This is a genomic window from Flavobacterium xueshanense (genome assembly GCF_900112975.1).
Taxonomy (GTDB): domain Bacteria; phylum Bacteroidota; class Bacteroidia; order Flavobacteriales; family Flavobacteriaceae; genus Flavobacterium; species Flavobacterium xueshanense.
The window spans coordinates 13,313-32,170 of sequence record NZ_FONQ01000014.1 but is presented as its reverse complement, the minus strand read 5'-3'; the positions used below and the strand labels follow the sequence as shown (position 1 = coordinate 32,170).

The following is an 18,858-nucleotide window of genomic DNA, read 5'->3' as shown; positions in this document are numbered from 1 at the left end:
TTATGAAAATTCTGATGCTTGTTCAACGAGTAAACATTGAAGAAAAACTAAAAAATGCAACAGACAGCAGTTATCAAATAGGGATTGTTATTGGATCCTTTATTCCTTTTGTTGTTTTACTTGCTTTGGCTTACTGGATGTACACCAGTGCAAAAAAAAGAGACAAAGACCTATAATTATTATTAAATTTGCATTAAAATTAAACTCCGATGAGCAATATCAGAATTACAAAACAATTTAGTTTCGAAACTGGACACGCCTTATACGGCTACGACGGGAAATGTAAAAATGTTCACGGACATAGTTATAAATTGTCAGTAACGGTAATTGGAACTCCAATAACAGATCGTTCTAATGTGAAATTTGGAATGGTGATTGACTTCACGGATCTAAAGAAAATTGTAAAAGAAGAAATTGTCGATCAATTTGACCATGCGACAGTTTTTAACGGAACAACGCCGCATATCGAATTGGCAGAGGAATTAATCAGCCGAGGACACCACGTTATTTTGGTAGAGTACCAACCAACGAGCGAAAACATGGTAGTTGATTTTTCTCAAAGAATAATCAGCCGATTGCCGGAGGGAATCTCTCTTTTTTCCTTAAAATTACAAGAAACTGATTCTTCTTTCGCCGAATGGTTTGCCAGCGATAATATGAAATCCATAATGTAGCTCCATGCAATTATCCAATAACAAAAAAATATATTTCGCCTCCGATCAGCATTTTGGCGCGCCAACACCCGAATTGAGTTTTCCGAGAGAACAAAAATTTGTGGCTTGGCTGGATGAAGTAAAAGACGACGCTGAAGCTATCTTTCTATTGGGCGACTTATTTGATTTTTGGTTTGAATATAAAACCGTTGTCCCAAAAGGGTTTATCCGTGTTTTAGGCAAACTCGCCGAAATCCGAGACAGCGGAATCCCAATTTATTTCTTTGTGGGAAATCACGATTTATGGATGGAAGATTATTTCCAGAAAGAACTCAATATTCCCGTGTTTCATGACAATCAAAAATACACTTTTGGAGATAAAACATTCCTAATTGGTCACGGAGACGGAAAAGGTCCTGGCGATTTAGGATACAAACGCATGAAAAAAATATTTACAAATCCATTTTTCAAATGGCTTTTCAGATGGCTTCATCCGGATATTGGCGTGAAATTGGCACAATACCTTTCGGTAAAAAACAAACTGATTTCTGGCGATGAAGATGTGACCTTTCTTGGTGAAGACAATGAATGGCTGATTCTTTATTCCAAAAGAAAACTGGAAACCAAACACTACAATTACCTTATTTTTGGCCACCGTCACTTGCCTATGAAAGTAACCGTAGGAGAAAATGCCGAGTATGTGAATCTGGGTGATTGGATTACCTATTTCACCTATGGTGTTTTTGATGGTGAGAATTTTGAAATCAAGAAGTATTAATAAATTTTTAAGGGTTCTCTTCCAGTCTTTCCTTTTTTGTTTTGACTGTGTAAAAAAACTTACAGATATCCTGATGGTTCTCCGTTAGTATTTTCTTTTTGGATATATTTGATGTAATTAAACTTAGAAATTATTTACAAAGATTAAAATTATGAAAACCGAAAATAAATTAACCAAGTTTTTTATTTATTCAGGGATTATATTGTTACTTGTCGGATTATTATCTGTCGATTTGGATGATTTTTCTTTTGAATATAACAAAAAATCATATTTCAAAATTATCGTCGCAACTGTATTTTTCATGATTTCGTTTTACAGAATACAAAACGAGAAACATATCAATAGAATTAAAAACTGAAAAGTATGTAAGAGAATGCTTTTTGTACATTTTGCAATTATTGCAAAAATCCCAATCTCTAATTCATTCCCTCTCCATACAAATAATTATCCAAATTTATTTTAAACAAAGTGCCTTCCACTAAGTCTTTTACGGCATCTAATTCTTCCATGGAAACGGCCAAATCAATTTGTGAACAAGGCGTTTTTAGTAAAAATTTGTGACATTTGTTTTTTAGTTCGCAATCGTCGCAGGATTTATTTTGGATATAGCTGTCCTCAATATAGCGTTTAAATAGGTGCAATTCCTGCTGGGTAAAATAAAATCCCATTTCTCTAAAAACCAGTTGGACTTTGTCCAATACAAGGCCATTATCCTTTCTCCAGTAAAAAGCCGTGCCTAAATTGTTATGATATATTTGTTTTATTTCTTGCATGTGTCATCAGTTTGAAACAAAAATACGCATTATTTATATTTGTTCTAAATAATAAAACATAAAAAAGACATAAAAAAGTCGGTAAAAAATCTTAAAATTATTTTACCGAATGATTATCGATAGTAAGTTATAAAGATTTAATTATTATTCGCTCTTTTCGTGTTCCTCAATATCTTTTTGCAAGTCCAGTTTTCTAAAAGTAGGGGATACAGCTCCGGTAATTAATACGGTGATCAGTGTCATGCTTCCGCCAAAGACCACTGCGCTAACAGTTCCCATAAGCTTTGCGGTTAATCCGCTTTCAAAAGCACCCAATTCATTAGAGGAACCCACAAATATAGAATTCACGGCCGCAACTCGGCCTCTCATGTGATCCGGTGTTTTTAATTGCAAAATAGTTTGGCGTATCACCACCGAAATCCCGTCGAAAACACCGCTTAGAAATAAAGCTGCAACGGACAACCAAAAAATAGATGAAAGTCCAAAAACGATAATACAAATCCCAAACGCAAAAATTGCTGATAGCAGTTTCATACCCGCATTTTTAGTAAAAGGAATATACGCAGAAATAATCAGCATCAAGAAAGCACCAACTGCCGGAGCGGCTCTCAAAACTCCAAATCCTTGTGGACCCACTTTTAAAATGTCTTGTGCAAAAATGGGTAATAAAGCGACGGCTCCACCAAAAAGTACGGCAATCATATCAAGAGATAAAGCCCCTAAAATAGTCTTATTATTAAAAACAAATTTCACGCCTTCTTTCAAACTCTCCATAATGGGTTCACCAATTTTTGGATTCAAAATAGGTTTTGTTGCAATTTGGGTCAAAGCCATTAAAGCAAGTAGTGAACATCCTAAAACAATTGACATGGACCAATGGACACCAATCCAATTGATCGAAAAACCGGCCACGGCAGGACCTAAAACCGAACTTATTTGCCAAACAGAACTGCTCCAAGTGGCAGCGTTCGGATATTCTTTTTTAGGAACAATCAATGCCAAAAGAGAAAATATCGTCGGGCCAAGAAAAGCACGAACCAATCCGCCTAAAAACACAAAAAAGTAAATGGAATATAAAATAGTTTGGGTGGAAAAGTCTTTTATAAAGGGTGGCCACGTAAATAAAAACAAGCCCAAACTAATAATTGAAAATCCTAAAATACATTTGAAAAGCAATCCTTTTTTCTCCTTTTGATCAACGATGTGTCCGGCAAACAAAGCCATCGAAATTGCCGGTATGACTTCCATTAATCCGATGATTCCTAATGATAGCGGATTTTTGGTCAAACTGTAAACTTCCCATTCAATAACGATAAACTGCATCGACCAGCCAAAAACCATGGCAAAACGCAATAACAAAAAAATATTGAATTCTTTATAACGCAGCGCCGAGTAAGGGTCTTTTTTTTTCATAACAAAGAATCATTCTTTAATATCTCGCAATCGCAATTGCAAACTTATTTTGCCTTTCCATTCGTTTTCATCTATGCAATACACGGCTTGAAAAGGTTTTTGATGAGTAGTCAGTTCGATTTTATTTCCCAAATTAAAACCAATTGCAGCAAGACCTTCAGAGTTATTTTGTTTGACAAAAAGTTTTAAATGTTCTTCATCCTGACCAAGAGGTTTCCCATAACCGGTGTCTTTGATGTTTTTGGTCAGGAAAATTGGTGTCATATTTTGTGGTCCGTACGGTTCAAATTGTTTCAGTATTCGGATTAATTTTGGAGTAATATCAGCAAAATCAATCTCGGCATCAACTGCAATTTCGGGCGTCAACATATCCGGATGAATGGTTCTTTCAACTTCTTTTTCGAAAGCATCTTTGAAGATTTGATATTTTTCTGCCGCTAAAGTCATTCCAGCGGCATACATGTGACCGCCAAATTGTTCCAAATGCTCGGTACACGCTTCGAGTGCATTATAGACATCAAATCCTTTTACGGAACGTGCCGAAGCCGCGTATTTATCACCACTTTTGGTGAAAACAAGTGTCGGACGATAATAGGTTTCAATTAGTCGGGAAGCGACAATTCCAATCACGCCTTTGTGCCAATCTTCTTGAAAAACTACGGATGTAAAACGTTCTTTTTCATTGTTTTTCTCAATTTGTTGTAACGCTTCTTTGGTGATTAATTTGTCTAAATCTTTCCGCTCCGAATTATAGGCTTCAATTTCAGAAGCAAATTGTTGGGCTTGTTCAAAATCAAATTCGGTTAACAATTCTACCGCATGATTGCCATGTTTGATGCGTCCGGCGGCATTTATTCGGGGTGCGATGATAAAAACAACATCGGTAATATCTAAAGTTTGTTTTTTTATTTGATGGATGATGGCTTTGATTCCGGGTCTTGGATCAGTATTGATAACTTGCAATCCAAAATGAGCCAAGACCCGATTTTCGCCAGTCATCGGGACGATATCAGCGGCAATTGCGGCAGCAACTAAATCCAGATACGGAATCAAATCATCGATACTTTCATTTCGGTTTTGGCCCAAAGCCTGAATTAATTTGAAACCGATTCCGCAACCGCATAATTCATCATAAGGATAGTGACAATCGTCTCGTTTTGGGTCAAGGATGGCAACCGCTTCAGGCAAAAATTCACCGGGTCTGTGGTGGTCGCAAATGATAAAATCGATATTTCGTGCTTTAGCATAAGCCACATGATCGATAGATTTTATGCCACAATCTAAAGCAATAATAAGCGAAAATCCATTGTCATCAGCGAAGTCAATTCCTTTAAATGAAATTCCGTAGCCTTCATCATAACGATCCGGAATGTAAGTTGCCACGTTTGCATAATAGGTTTTTAAATAGGAAGAAACGAGTGAAACTGCGGTGGTGCCATCGACATCATAATCCCCAAAAACAAGAATATTTTCCTCATTTTCAATTGCTTTTTCGATTCGAGCGACTGCTTTTTCCATATCTTTCATCAGGTATGGATCATGCAAATCAGCTAAACTCGGACGAAAAAATCGTCTGGCATCCTCAAATGTTTCAATACCGCGTTGCACTAATAAAGTGGCGACAAAATGTTCTACATTCAACGTTTTCGCCAAATGTTTTACGGTATCTTCGGAAGGTTTTGGTTTGAGGGTCCAACGCATATTAATTTGGGATTTTAGATTTTGAAATTAGGATTTTAGAAACTTTCAAAAAGAATAACCGCGAATTCACTAATTAGTTCTGTCGTTTTAATTTATGAATTTGCGGTTTAGCTATTTTATTTTAATACTAAAGCGCTGCCGTAAAAGGCAATTCCATCCCAACCAGTTTTCATGAAATTACGAATATTCTGATGATCTGTCGCGTTTGGATTTTTCAAAACATCTTCGAAATAATACGCTCCAAAACAAGCTAATGTAGCTGCTTCAGATAGGTTTTGAATTTCGGCGAAAGCAAACAATTTACAGGATCCTGAATTTTCTCCTGCGACATTGTGTTGCAGTCCGTTCTCAAATGCTGTAGGCGTAAAATCGTAATTTGCTTCAATAACCGCAATGGTTTCTACAAAGTTAATGGCTGCAGGAGTTTGTGTTAATTTTTTTAAAAAAGCGGCTATAGTCATATTGATTTAATTGTTAGAATTGAGAAGCAATTGTTTTCGCGGCAAAAATAGCTCCGTCCATATAACCAGGATTTTTAGTAGCGGTTTCTGCTCCGGAAACATATAATTTTCCGTTTAATAATGGGATTTTAAATAAAGAATGTCCGTTGTTTTGATGTGCCAATACCAATTGCTCGTAAGGTTGAAACGTAAAGAGTTCTTCTCGCCAAATGTTCTCATAATAGGCAACATATTCGTTGGCTTCTGGCCCAAAAAAAGTAGTCAATTGTGCAATTACTTTCTCTTTACGTTCTTCTAAAGATAGGACTGCGGTTCCAGCGTTTAAGAATCCTTTCAATGCGAAACCAGAATTATCAGCGGCGCTGTGGTCGTACATTTCCTGAATTATGCTGGCTTGGCTGAATAAAGTTCCGGAATAGTGATTCTGTTTCCAAAAAGGAGTTCTATATTCCACAGCGAATTTAATGGATTCGCCCATCCAAGTATGTGTTTTCTTGGCTAGTTGTGTAAAATTCTCTGGCAATCTAGGTTCAAAAACAACCGAATTCACTAACAAATTCGGTGGAATAGTACTGATAACTTTATCTGCTGAATAATTATTCCCTCTTGAATCCGTAACTATTAATTGATTGTTTTCCTCTTTTATGGAAACTATTTTGGTTTGTGTTTTAATATGTTGTATTCCAACTTCAGATACTAATTTCTTTATTATCGTTGCTGTTCCACCCTTGATGCGAAAAGAGGGTTCCTCGGAATCTGAGATTTTAAATTTTTGTGGTGGTACAAAGGACATTGTTTCAAATAAAGAAATGCCCTGGGTATGTTGTCTAAAATAGGGGAGTTCTAAAGTGTGAAGTAGTTCTAAAAGATGACTGTGTTGGTTTCCAAACCAAGTCGCACCCATTTCCATCGTGACGCCTGTTGTACCTGATATGGTTTTTATGCGACCTCCAATTAGGATATTGGCTTCTAATATCAAAACTTCAATTCCTTTTTTTTGGAGTAAAAAAGCGGTGTAAAGTCCACAAATTCCTGCACCAATTAGAATAACTTTTTCCTTTTTCATGATTATTCTTCAGGTGAGAATTTAGATTTTTTAGGTTCTTTTGTTATTGGTTTTCCACCTACAACCACAACAATTTCTCCTCTCGGAGCTATTTTTTCAAAATGATTTAAAACTTCTCGTACCGTTCCTCGAACATTTTCTTCGTGTAATTTTGATAATTCTCTAGAAACCGAGATTTGACGGTCTTCGCCAAAATAAGGGATGAATTCTGCTAAAGTTTTTAGTAATTTATGTGGAGAAACATATAAAATCATCGTTCGCGTTTCTTCGGCTAATGCTAAATAACGGGTTTGTTTCCCTTTTTTGTCGGGTAAAAAACCTTCGAAAATAAATTTGTCATTGGGTAGACCGCTGTTGACCAATGCCGGAACAAATGCTGTTGCTCCTGGTAAACATTCTACTTCAACTCCATTTTCAACACAAGCGCGTGTCAATAAAAAACCTGGATCCGAAATCGCAGGCGTTCCCGCATCTGATATCAATGCGATATTTTCTCCGGCTTTTAATCTCGATATTAAATTTTCGATGGTTTTGTGCTCATTGTGCATGTGATGGCTGTACATGTGCGTGCCAATTTCGAAATGCTTTAACAATTTTCCGCTCGTACGCGTGTCCTCGGCGAGAATCAAATCGACTTCCTTAAGAATCCGAATCGCTCGAAAAGTCATGTCTTCGAGATTGCCAATAGGCGTAGGAACGATGTATAATTTTGACATAGATAAAATAATTAAATACAGATTTTATCGCAAATCTGTATTTGTTCAAATGTATATTCAGGAAAATTAAAGGAAATTTACAAGAATTTTTTCTCTATAATATCCATAAAACGTTCCTCATACTCTTGTTTTCCTTCCCAGTTGTTGTAATCCGGTTTTACCATTTCTTGGATAAAATCTCTGGTTTCGTAAAAAGTATTAAACGTGATTAATTGATTTAAAACGCGGTTATAATCCTCGCTGCTGTTGCCGAAAAGGTGTTTTATAAATGCTAAACGGTCGTTCAAATCGATATTAATTCCCTTGGCTAATTTTTCGTTCAACGAAACTGTTTTTGGTTCCGTAGTTTCTTCTTTTGCAGGCATCGCTTTTTCGTCCTCTGCAACGATTTCTTTTGGAGTTTCGATTACCACTGCAGTAGGGATATTTTCAATTTGTTGGACTTTTACAAACTGGGTGTCATGGTAATTTCCGCCCAATAAATCTTCGAAAGAAATTTGTATCGGTTCCATTTTCTTTGGCACTTCCAGTTCCGTTTGTACTTCCTCCTCTTGAGTTAATTCAAAAGCCGGCGTGAATGGAGCAGTTTCAGGTTCTGAAGTTTCTTTTTCCTCAGCAACTATTTCTTTCTCAAGAATGCGATCTTCTGTTTCTTCTGTTTCTTCTGTTTCTTCTGTTTCTTCTGCGGTTATTTCTTCATTGGGATTTGTTTCTTCCAAAGCCACCTCAGCAGTTTCTTCTTCTAGACTCGTTTCAGATTTATCAGCGGTGACTTTTGTTTCTTCCAATGGCGCCTCAACAATTTCTTTGACCTCGATACTCGTTTTAGATTCACCTGCAGTTACTGCTGGTTTTTCTAAAGTTACTTCAGCAGTGGTTTCTTCAGCAATATTCGTTTCAGATTCAGGTGTTTCAGCAGTTGGTTTAGATTGTTCTAATGATGTTTCAAGAATTTCTTCAGCAACAGTTTCTTCGACTGCAGCTTTGATTCCTGGTTGTGCCGATTCTATTTTGTTAAAAACAGATTCTATTTTTCGGTCTATTTCAGCAACGCCAATCGTTGGTTTTGCCTCACTAAAGTGTTCGTCTACAAATCGTAAGACAGAAAGTTTTTCGTATAACTTCTGTGTTTCCAGATATAATTGATTGATATCAGATTTATTTTTTAGCTGTAATATTCTGTGTGCAATGCTGATTAAATCGGCTTCCAATTTTTTTTTCATAACTGTTGAACTTATAGTGTGTTAAGCGAGACTTTATTGTTGCGTTTTGTCTTTCGTTTATATCTTCCGTAACAAATGGAATCTTCGTGTAGGCAATTTTTATTTTTTTAAATAAGTGCTCGCAAATCTCCGATTTGAGATAAATTTTATACTTTTGAAACGACGTAAAAGTATAAAATTTTTAAGTCGGTTTATCCATTACAAAGTAATAAAAACTATTCATTTTTTAAGTCAGAAAAATACAAAATGTTTCTCGAAAATACAGTAAATCATAAAGAACAATTTGGTTGGATTGAAGTCATTTGCGGCTCCATGTTTTCGGGTAAAACCGAAGAATTAATCCGTCGTTTAAAAAGAGCGCAATTTGCCAAGCAAAAAGTAGAGATTTTCAAACCTGAAATTGATACACGCTATCATGACGATATGGTAGTTTCACATGACTCCAATGAAATCCGTTCCACACCTGTTCCTGCTGCTGCAAATATTGCTATTTTGGCGCAAGGTTGTGATGTGGTAGGCATTGACGAAGCACAGTTTTTCGATGACGAAATTGTCAAAATTTGTAATGATTTGGCGAATCAGGGAATCCGGGTAATTGTTGCAGGATTGGATATGGATTTTAAGGGAAATCCTTTTGGCCCCATGCCTGCCTTAATGGCCACCGCCGAATATGTGACCAAAGTTCATGCTGTATGCACCCGCACCGGCAATCTGGCGAATTATAGTTTCCGTAAAACAGACAATGATAAACTCGTTATGCTGGGTGAAACTGAAGAATACGAACCGTTGAGCCGTGCCGCGTATTATCACGCGATGCGAAAAGATCAGGAGAAGTAAATCCTCTACCCAACCCTCTCCAAAGAAGAGGGAGCCGGAACTGGATAAAATATAAAGTTTTTAAAAAGACAAACCCTTTCAAAGTTTAGAATTTTGAAAGGGTTTTAAATTTAAAAAAATATTATTTTTCTTGCCAGATTTAAAAAAAAATAAAGAATGAGAACCTATAATTCTGGATTGTAATTCGCAATTACAAAATCATAATTAGTTATATCTTCTTCCTCATTCTCGCTACGGGAATATCGAGTTGTTCTCTGTATTTTGCAATTGTTCTTCTCGCAATTGGATAGCCTTTATCTTTAAGAATTTCAGCTAATTGATCGTCTGGAAGTGGTTTTTTCTTGTCCTCTTCCTCGATTGTATTTTGAAGAATTTTCTTTATTTCTAAAGTCGAAACATCTTCCCCTTGGTCGTTTTTCATAGATTCCGAGAAAAATTCCTTTATCAGTTTCGTGCCATAAGGCGTTTCCACATATTTGCTGTTGGCCACACGTGAAATGGTTGAAATATCCAAACCTACCATGTCCGCAATGTCTTTCAGAATCATCGGTTTCAACTTGGTTTCATCACCATCCAGAAAATATTCCTGCTGATAATGCATAATCGCATTCATGGTTACAAAAAGGGTTTCCTGACGTTGACGGATCGCGTCGATAAACCATTTAGCCGAATCCAGTTTCTGTTTGATAAACTGCACCGCATCTTTTTGCTGTGCTGATTTATCTCGGGAATCCTTGTAGGTTTGCATCATTTCCTGATAATCCTTTGAAACGTGCAGCGAAGGAGCATTTCGTCCATTCAAGGTCAGTTCCAGCTCGCCGTCCACAATTCGGATCGCAAAATCAGGAACCACATTTTCCGTTACTTTATTGTTACCAGTAAAGGATCCTCCTGGTTTTGGATTCAGTTTTTCTATTTCGTGGATGGCTTTTTTCAGTTGCTCATTCGAAACATTGTATTTTTGTAATAACTTGTCGTAATGTTTTTTGGTAAACGCATCAAACTGATTTTCGATAATATCAGTGGCTAATTCTACGGATTCCGTTGGTGTTTTGTGTTTTAATTGCAACAACAAACATTCCTGTAGATCACGTGCGCCAACGCCCGAAGGTTCCAGTTCATGAATGACCAGCAACATTTTATCCACCATTTTATCATCGGTGTAAATGCCTTGGGTAAACGCCATATCGTCCACCATATCAGGAACGCTGCGACGGATATAACCCATATCATCAATACTTCCTACTAGAAATTCAGCAATTTCGCGCTCTTCATCATTCAGGATAAAAGTGTTCAATTGATTGATTAAATCCTGATGAAAACTTATTGGCGCAGCAAAAGGCGTTTCTCGATCTTCATCGTCATCACTATAATTGTTGGCCTGTGTTTTATAGTCTGGAGTTTCGTCGTTGCTTAAATATTCGTCAATATTGATGTCTTCGGCTTCAATTCTATCCGATTCCGAGTCATCATAATCGTCATAATCTTCGTTTTCGAACTCGTCTTTCTCGAACTCATCTTCTTCTTTTCCGGCTTCTAAAGCAGGATTTTCGTTCATTTCTTCTACTAAACGTTGTTCAAAAGCTTGCGTAGGCAATTGTATTAACTTCATCAACTGAATTTGTTGAGGAGATAATTTCTGTGATAATTTTAAATTTAAGAATTGCTTTAGCATATTTAAGGCACTAATTTGTTTTGCTTTTTTGGCACTAAGACGCAAAGGCACAAAGTTTTTACATAATTTTTATAATAACAAGGCACAAATTTTTTTATTTAATTTTTACAGCCATAAAGGAGTTAAGTTTATCAATAATACTTTTTTGTGTTAATAAATCTTCGAATGCCACTTTTTATTAATGGAACATTGAAATTAATCAAAAATCCTAAATCTTTATTCAGCAATTTTAAATGGCTGATGATTTAAGCTTCCCAAACAGAATTTACTTGTTCTACCGCTTTTACTTCTATGATAATAGAATCTTCAACTAATAAATCGAGTCGTAAACCTTCACTAAATTCAATGCCATCGTAAACAATGGGAATGTCTATTTGTCTTTTTACAGCAAGACCCGCTTTACTGATTTCGTGAGCCAAACAAACTTCATAAACTCTTTCCAATAAACCAGGTCCAAGTTCTTTATGAACTTTAAAAGCCGAATTAACAACTATTTTAGCAATGGCTTCAGTTCTTTCTGTAATCATTTTTTATTTTTTTTACTACTAACTTTTTTTTCTTGCCACGAAGGCACCACTTCGCAAAGCCCTTTATCTAAAATAGTTTATCACAAAAACACAGATAAAACAATAGTTTTTTTTACAATTTCTTTAAGTCTTAATGTCTTCACGTAAAACCTCTTTTCGGTTTTACAAAAGTTTTTAATTTTCATTCTTCACATTAAAAAACTTAGTGTCTTAGCGTCTTTGCGGCAAAACCTCTTTCCAGCTTTACAAAAAAAAACTTAGTGTCTTAGCGCCTTTGCGGCAAAAAAACTTCGTAGTAAAATCTAAAATTCCGCATTCATTGGCGTTCTTGGAAAAGGAATTACGTCACGAATATTTGTCATTCCTGTTACAAATAATACCAATCTTTCGAATCCAAGTCCAAAACCAGAGTGAACTGCTGAACCGAATCGTCTTGTATCAAGGTACCACCACAATTCTTCTTCATCGATTCCTAAGGCTTTCATTTTTTCAACCAAAACATCAAAACGCTCTTCTCTTTGAGAACCTCCCACGATTTCTCCAATCCCTGGGAAAAGGATATCCATCGCACGAACCGTTTTTCCGTCTTCGTTCAAACGCATATAAAATGCTTTGATATTTGCTGGGTAATCAAACAAGATTACCGGGCATTTAAAGTGTTTTTCCACCAAATAACGCTCGTGTTCGCTTTGCAAGTCCGCACCCCATTCGTTAATGATATAGTTAAATTTTTTCTTTTTATTTGGCGTACAATCTCTTAAAATATCAATGGCTTCGGTGTATGAAACACGTTTGAAATTGTTTTCCAAAACAAAGTTTAGTTTGTCAAGTAAAGCCATTTCGCTTCTCTCCGCAACTGGTTTCGATTTCTCTTCATCCAATAATCTTCCTTCAAGAAATTTTAAATCTTCCGGACATTTTTCCAAAGTATATTTGATTACATGCTGAATAAAATCTTCAGCCAAATCCATGTTGTCATTTAAATCATTGAAAGCAACTTCCGGCTCAATCATCCAAAATTCCGCAAGGTGACGGGAAGTATTCGAGTTTTCGGCTCTAAATGTTGGTCCAAAAGTATAAATCTGTCCCAAAGCCATTGCAAAAGTTTCTCCTTCCAGTTGTCCCGAAACCGTAAGGTTTGTTTCTTTTCCGAAGAAATCTTCCTTGTAATTTACTTTTCCGTCTTCGGTTCTTGGCGTTCCGTCAAATGGCAAAGCGGTAACTTTAAACATTTCACCGGCACCTTCAGCATCTGATCCTGTGATTATTGGCGTATTCACATAGACAAAACCTTTCTCTTGAAAATAACTGTGAACGGCAAACGATAATACTGAACGCACTCTCATAATCGCTCCAAACATATTGGTACGAACTCTTAAATGCGCATTTTCACGCAAGAAGTCCAAGCTCGGTTTGTTTTTAGGTTGTATCGGGAATTTCTCCGCATCTGAATCTCCAAGGATTTCCAGCTTAGCTACCTGAATTTCAAATTTTTGTCCGGCACCTTTACTTTCTACCAAAGTTCCTGTTACAGATATTGCTGCTCCAGTGGTAATTCTCTTCAAAGTCTCGTCTGGCGTGTTCTCAAAATCGACAACACACTGTATATTATCAATGGTCGAACCATCGTTTAAGGCAATAAATTGATTGTTTCTAAAAGTTCTCACCCATCCTTTTGCATTTACTTCATGAAGCGTTGTGGTGCTGTTTAGTAAGTCTTTAACTTTTGTATGTCTCATTTTAGGTGTATAATTGATATTAAATAGTGTCTCGTGACTGAACTGCAAATATAAATGATTTGTTTTAAAAGTCATTGCATGAAATAGGGTATTGAGGAGCTATTTCCCGCTATTCGCTATATCTTTTACTTTTTAAAGGAAAAAGTAAAAGGATGCCGCTACTATCGGGGCTAACCAAATGAAGTTATTTAGGATTTTTCAGAACTATTCTTAGGGATTTCCTGTATGGTTTTTTTTAACCTTACAGGTGTTTAAATATACCTACACGGCTAAAAAAAAGTTGCAGGATAAAACAAGATGAATTACTTTCCACAATTCCGTAGCCGCGATAGCAGTGAAAATCCTTCCTGTTTTTTTCTTTAAAAAACAGGAAGATTGTAACGAATAGCGGGAAATAGCTCCAAATACTGCTACTTATTTTTTTCTAAATCATCAATTTCGGCATCACTTGGTTCAATGATATCTATTTTGGGTTCGATGAAATCCTGTTCGTTGGCTAGTGTTTTGTTCAAGGTCAAAACCAAAGCTGGCAATAACATCAAATTGGATAGCATTCCGAACAATAATGTCAATGAAATTAAACCGCCCAGCGCTATTGTTCCTCCAAAACTGGACAACATAAATACCGAAAATCCAAAGAACAACACGATAGAAGTATAGAACATGCTCAAGCCGGCATCCGTAAATGTAGCGTAAACCGATTTACGAATTTTCCAGTTGTTTTTCTTTAATTCCTCACGGTATTGGGACAGAAATCTCACGGTGTCGTCTACTGAAAGTCCAAATGCAATTCCGAAAACCAATATCGTCGAGGGTTTCAGCGGAATGTCCAGAAAGCCCATAATTCCTGCGGTTAGCATTAACGGCAATAAATTCGGGATGATAGAAACCAATACCATTTTGAATGAACGGAACATAAAACCAATCAAAAGCGCGGTCAGGAAAAAGGCGAAGGCCAGCGACGAAAGTAAGTTGTCCAGCAGGTAACCGGTTCCTTTCTGGAAAACCAGTGCTTTCCCGGTGATAATGACTTTGTATTGATCGGGCGGGAAAATTTTAGCTGCTTTCTTACGAATTTCAGCTTCAATTTTGGCAATATTATCGCCATTTTCATCGCGCATAAAAGTCGTGATTCGGGCAAATTGTCCAGTCGAATCCACATAGCTTTTCATTAGATTATCTTTTGAGTTTTTGGTGGCATTTTTAGCATACGACAAAATAAACGACTGTTCTTGCGAAGTAGGCAATTCGTAATATTCCGGGTTTCCGTTGTAATAGGCTTGTTTGGAATATTTAATTAAATTGACAATAGAAATGGGTTTTGATAATTCAGGGATTTCATCAATGGTTTCCTCCAGTTCTTCCATTCGTCTTAACGTAGACAATTTCATAACTCCTTTTTTGCGTTTGGTGTCAATCATGATTTCGAGCGGCATCACTCCGTCAAACTCTTTTTCAAAGAAAACAATGTCTTCAAAAAATGCTTCTTTTTTTGGCATGTCCTCAATTAAACTTCCGGAAATGCGCATTTCATAGATGCCTACAATGCTGATGACAAGCAAAACAATCGAAACGACATAAATTGAAAACCGATTGTGTTTTACGTTTCTCAGAATCCAATCCATAAAAACCTTAACGTAGTTGCGGTCTAAATGCTCAATGTGACGCTCTTTCGGAGCCGGAATATAACTGTGAAAAATAGGGATTACAATGATGCACAAAAAGAAAAGTGCCATGATATTGATGGAAGTCACGACGCCAAATTCCAGTAACAATTGATTATTGGAAGCAACAAATGTAGCAAAACCTATGGCCGTGGTCAGGTTTGTCATCAAGGTTGCCATTCCAACTTTGGTCGTAACACGCTGTAATGCTTTGGCTTTATTGTGGTGAATTTTGTATTCCTGATGGTATTTATTGGTCAGAAAAATACAATTCGGAATTCCGATAACGATGATTAAAGAAGGAACTAAAGCCGTTAAAACCGTAATTTCATAATTCAGTAATCCTAAAAATCCAAAAGACCACATCACGCCAATTATAACAATAATCATTGATATTAACGTCGCCCTAAAACTTCTAAAAAAGAAAAAGAAAAGCAATGAGGTGATTAATAACGAGGCTCCAATGAAGATGCTGATCTCATCAGTGACGGTTTTTGCATTCAGCGTTCGGATGTAAGGCATTCCTGAAACACGCAGATCGATTCCGGTTTCTTTTTCGAATTTTTCGACTGCGGGAACTAACTTTTCTAAGATAAAATCTTTTCGTGCCTCCGTGTTTACAATTTTTTTATCCATGTAAACGGCAGAGCGAATGCTTCCGGATCTTTTGTTAAAAAGTAATCCTTCGTAAAAAGGCAAATCATTGAAAAGCTCTTTTTTAATTTTTTGAAGATATGCCGGGTCAAGAGTTTTGCTTTGGTCTACAAAAGGAACGAGTTCAAAGGTTGCCAGCGAATCATTTTTTTGTAATTTCTTTAAGTCATTTAACGAAATAACTAAATCAACCGCTTTGTCGCCTTTTAACGTATTCATCATTTTACTCCAGGAAGCAAAGGCTTTTGGGGTATATATGGCGTCATCTTTTACCCCGATGATGACTAGATTTCCTTCTTCACCAAATTTATTTAAAAAGGCGTTGTACTCAATATTTACAATATTGTCATCCGGTAATAAATTGGCTTCGGTAAAAGCGAAGTGAATATTCTTCCATTGTAGTGCTAAAAGCGCAGTTATCGCAACAATAATGGACAACATTAAAATCCTATTTCTAAGGACAATTCGGGCTATTAATTCCCAAAATCCCAAACTAAACCACTTGATCATAATTAATATTTAACGGCGGTAAAGGTAGTTAAAACCGCAATAAATCATTTGTTTTGACTGAAACTTTTTGTTGTTTTACAGGAGTAATGATATGGTTTTTTTATTTTACAATTAAATAATTTTGTGAGATATAAATTATACATTTGAATTTCTCATCTTTGTTTTTTAGAGCTGAGCGCGAACGAATAAAAATGGATATGAAGAATTATAAAAATACAATATTTTATTTGAGTGTTACTGGCGGTTTTATTGCATTAATGTACTGGATTATAACTAAAGGGAAAAACTTAGAAGAAACAGAAACAATAGTTTCACCAGAGAATGGCAATGGTTCTTGGAATGATTTTTTAGCTGCTATGCAACATAATTTTCAGGATCCTTTGGCTATTCTTTTGGCTCAAATCATAACAATCATACTTGTTTCTCGAGTTTTTGGCTGGATTTTCAAGAAAATAGGACAGCCATCAGTAATTGGGGAAATTATTGCGGGAATTGTGCTCGGGCCATCCTTATTGGGATTGTATTTTCCTGAATTTTCAGTGGCTTTATTTCCCGTTGAATCCTTAGGGAATTTAAAATTTTTGAGTCAGATAGGATTAATCCTTTTTATGTTCGTTATCGGAATGGAACTTGATTTGAAAGTGCTGAAGAACAAAGCCAATGAAGCGGTAGTAATTAGTCACGCCAGTATAGTAATCCCTTTTGCACTCGGGATTGGTCTGGCTTATTTTGTTTACAACCGATTTGCTCCTGCGGGAGTTACGTTTTTAGCTTTTAGTTTGTTTATGGGAATTGCGTTAAGTATAACGGCTTTTCCCGTGTTAGCCAGAATCGTTCAGGAAAGAGGTATTCATAAAACTAAATTAGGTTCTATAGTGATTACATGTGCTGCTGCCGATGATATTACTGCTTGGTGTATTTTGGCGGTAGTAATTGCGATTGTAAAAGCAGGGACTTTCGTGAGTTCGTTGTACATTATTATGCTGGCAGTGCTTTATGTTGTTGCGATGATTTATATTGTAAAACCATTTTTGAAACGAATTGGAGATTTATATGGTTCTAAAGACAGTATTGTAAAACCGGTTGTGGCAATCTTTTTTCTGGTATTGATTCTTTCGTCCTATGCAACGGAGGTTATTGGTATTCACGCATTGTTTGGTGCATTTATGGCAGGTGCAATTATGCCGGATGTCCCAAAATTAAGAACAATATTTATAGAAAAAGTGGAGGATGTTGCATTGATACTCTTACTGCCATTGTTTTTTGTATTCACGGGTTTAAAAACAGAAATTGGTCTTCTTAATGATCCGTATTTATGGAAAGTTACTGGTTTCATCATTTTAGTAGCCGTAGTCGGAAAATTTTTGGGAAGTGCTTTGGCTGCCAAATTTGTAGGGCAAAGTTGGCGTGACAGTTTGACGATTGGCGCCTTGATGAATACCAGAGGTTTAATGGAATTGATTGTTTTAAACATCGGGTTGGAACTTAAAGTTTTGACTCCCGAAGTGTTTACCATGATGGTAATCATGGCATTGGTTACTACTTTTATGACGGGGCCGGCTTTGGATTTAATCAATTATATCTTCAAAACGAAAGATGGTGTTGAAATTATAGAACCAACAAACCAGAATAAATACCGAATTTTAATTTCGTTTGGAAACAACGAAAAAGGGAAATCGTTATTGCGATTGGCGAACAGTTTAATAAAAAAACAGAAAAATACCTCTAGTATTACCGTGATGCATTTGTCTTTGAGTGATGAGGTGCATACTTTTAACTTGGAAGATAAAGAAAAAAATAGTTTTTATCCTATCGTTGAAGAATCCCAACTGTTGAAACAGGATATTACCACCATTTTTAAAGCAACGATGGATATTGAAACCGAGATTGCTGATATAGCCAATCAAGGCGATTATGATTTGTTGCTAATAGGACTGGGAAAATCAATATTTGAAGGAACAATCCTTGGGAAAGTAATTGGTTTTACAACACGAATCATTAATCCGGATCGTTTAATTGATAAGTTCACCGGGAAAGAAGGGTTGTTCGAAAATTCCCCTTTTGACGAAAGAACGAGACAGATTATTTCTAAAACCAAAATGCCAATCGGGATTTTGATTGATAAAGATTTGCAACACGTTAATCATGTTTTTATTCCTATTTTCAGTCCCGAAGATTCGTTTGTGATTGATTATATTCAGAAATTAGTGTTTAACAACAACTCAAAAATTGTTATTCTGGATGTAAATGGACATCTTACGACTAATTTTGTAATGAACAGCGCTATTGATTCTTTGGAACAAAAATATCCAAACAACATTGGTTTGATAACCGATAAAATAATTAAAGAGGAATTTTTGGCGCAGCAGGATTTAATGCTGATTAGTCTCGAAAGTTGGAAAGAACTCGTAGATTCCAGAAGTGATTGGTTGAGCGGTGTTCCTTCTGTATTGATTTTAAAACAATAA

At 36.2% G+C, this 18,858-nt stretch carries 16 protein-coding genes; 5 read left to right on the top strand and 11 right to left on the bottom strand.

Translation table 11 applies throughout. The features are described from left to right. Window positions 1-2 precede the first annotated feature (2 nt). Genes BMZ76_RS15940 through BMZ76_RS12420 form a run of 3 tightly spaced genes read left to right on the top strand, consistent with a single transcriptional unit; the run spans window position 3 to window position 1,431 of the window. The gene (locus tag BMZ76_RS15940; protein WP_167543016.1) at window positions 3-176 is read left to right on the top strand and encodes a hypothetical protein; all 174 of its coding nucleotides are present in this window, start codon (window positions 3-5) and stop codon (window positions 174-176) included. 33 nt (window positions 177-209) lie between these two features. Beyond that, complete coding sequence (locus BMZ76_RS12425) at window positions 210-674, top strand: 6-pyruvoyl trahydropterin synthase family protein (protein WP_091207073.1); 465 nt, start codon at window positions 210-212, stop codon at window positions 672-674. A gap of 4 nt (window positions 675-678) precedes the next feature. Continuing rightward, window positions 679-1,431, top strand: a complete 753-nt coding sequence (locus BMZ76_RS12420) for a UDP-2,3-diacylglucosamine diphosphatase (protein ID WP_091207069.1) — start codon at window positions 679-681, stop codon at window positions 1,429-1,431. A gap of 416 nt (window positions 1,432-1,847) precedes the next feature. Here BMZ76_RS12420 and BMZ76_RS12410 read toward each other — a convergent pair whose 3' ends face one another. The 7 genes from BMZ76_RS12410 to BMZ76_RS12380 all read right to left on the bottom strand — a co-directional run bounded on the left by BMZ76_RS12410 (window position 1,848) and on the right by BMZ76_RS12380 (window position 8,784). Further along, on the bottom strand, window positions 1,848-2,204 hold the full coding sequence (locus BMZ76_RS12410) for a DUF6686 family protein (protein WP_091207061.1): 357 nt from the start codon (window positions 2,202-2,204) through the stop codon (window positions 1,848-1,850). A gap of 144 nt (window positions 2,205-2,348) precedes the next feature. Then, complete coding sequence (locus BMZ76_RS12405; RefSeq protein ID WP_091207058.1) at window positions 2,349-3,617, bottom strand: MFS transporter; 1,269 nt, start codon at window positions 3,615-3,617, stop codon at window positions 2,349-2,351. A gap of 9 nt (window positions 3,618-3,626) precedes the next feature. Beyond that, window positions 3,627-5,318, bottom strand: coding sequence for a single-stranded-DNA-specific exonuclease RecJ (recJ, locus tag BMZ76_RS12400; RefSeq protein WP_091207055.1), 1,692 nt, complete (start codon window positions 5,316-5,318; stop codon window positions 3,627-3,629). A gap of 116 nt (window positions 5,319-5,434) precedes the next feature. Continuing rightward, window positions 5,435-5,779, bottom strand: a complete 345-nt coding sequence (locus tag BMZ76_RS12395; protein ID WP_091207052.1) for a HopJ type III effector protein — start codon at window positions 5,777-5,779, stop codon at window positions 5,435-5,437. A 13-nt stretch (window positions 5,780-5,792) separates the two neighbouring features. Continuing rightward, window positions 5,793-6,845 carry a flavin monoamine oxidase family protein gene (locus tag BMZ76_RS12390; RefSeq protein ID WP_091207049.1) on the bottom strand — a complete coding sequence of 351 codons (1,053 nt, stop codon included), beginning with the start codon at window positions 6,843-6,845 and terminating at the stop codon, window positions 5,793-5,795. A gap of 2 nt (window positions 6,846-6,847) precedes the next feature. Next, the gene (gene rsmI, locus BMZ76_RS12385; protein WP_091207045.1) at window positions 6,848-7,561 is read right to left on the bottom strand and encodes a 16S rRNA (cytidine(1402)-2'-O)-methyltransferase; all 714 of its coding nucleotides are present in this window, start codon (window positions 7,559-7,561) and stop codon (window positions 6,848-6,850) included. 77 nt (window positions 7,562-7,638) lie between these two features. After that, window positions 7,639-8,784, bottom strand: a complete 1,146-nt coding sequence (locus BMZ76_RS12380; RefSeq protein WP_091207042.1) for a hypothetical protein — start codon at window positions 8,782-8,784, stop codon at window positions 7,639-7,641. A 246-nt stretch (window positions 8,785-9,030) separates the two neighbouring features. Here BMZ76_RS12380 and BMZ76_RS12375 point away from each other — a divergent pair, with 246 nt between their 5' ends. Then, window positions 9,031-9,621, top strand: a complete 591-nt coding sequence (locus BMZ76_RS12375; RefSeq protein ID WP_091207038.1) for a thymidine kinase — start codon at window positions 9,031-9,033, stop codon at window positions 9,619-9,621. A gap of 208 nt (window positions 9,622-9,829) precedes the next feature. Here BMZ76_RS12375 and rpoN read toward each other — a convergent pair whose 3' ends face one another. The 4 genes from rpoN to BMZ76_RS12355 all read right to left on the bottom strand — a co-directional run bounded on the left by rpoN (window position 9,830) and on the right by BMZ76_RS12355 (window position 16,390). Then, a complete protein-coding gene (gene rpoN / locus BMZ76_RS12370; protein ID WP_091207230.1) occupies window positions 9,830-11,296 on the bottom strand; it encodes an RNA polymerase factor sigma-54 in 1,467 nt (488 codons plus the stop codon). Window positions 11,297-11,541: 245 nt separating this feature from the next. Continuing rightward, window positions 11,542-11,823, bottom strand: a complete 282-nt coding sequence (locus BMZ76_RS12365; RefSeq protein WP_208857665.1) for a GxxExxY protein — start codon at window positions 11,821-11,823, stop codon at window positions 11,542-11,544. 302 nt (window positions 11,824-12,125) lie between these two features. After that, the gene (gene asnS / locus BMZ76_RS12360) at window positions 12,126-13,562 is read right to left on the bottom strand and encodes an asparagine--tRNA ligase (protein WP_091207035.1); all 1,437 of its coding nucleotides are present in this window, start codon (window positions 13,560-13,562) and stop codon (window positions 12,126-12,128) included. A gap of 410 nt (window positions 13,563-13,972) precedes the next feature. Continuing rightward, on the bottom strand, window positions 13,973-16,390 hold the full coding sequence (locus tag BMZ76_RS12355; RefSeq protein WP_091207032.1) for an efflux RND transporter permease subunit: 2,418 nt from the start codon (window positions 16,388-16,390) through the stop codon (window positions 13,973-13,975). A 197-nt stretch (window positions 16,391-16,587) separates the two neighbouring features. On the opposite strand from BMZ76_RS12355, the gene BMZ76_RS12350 reads away from it, so the two are divergent. After that, window positions 16,588-18,858, top strand: a complete 2,271-nt coding sequence (locus tag BMZ76_RS12350; RefSeq protein WP_091207227.1) for a cation:proton antiporter — start codon at window positions 16,588-16,590, stop codon at window positions 18,856-18,858.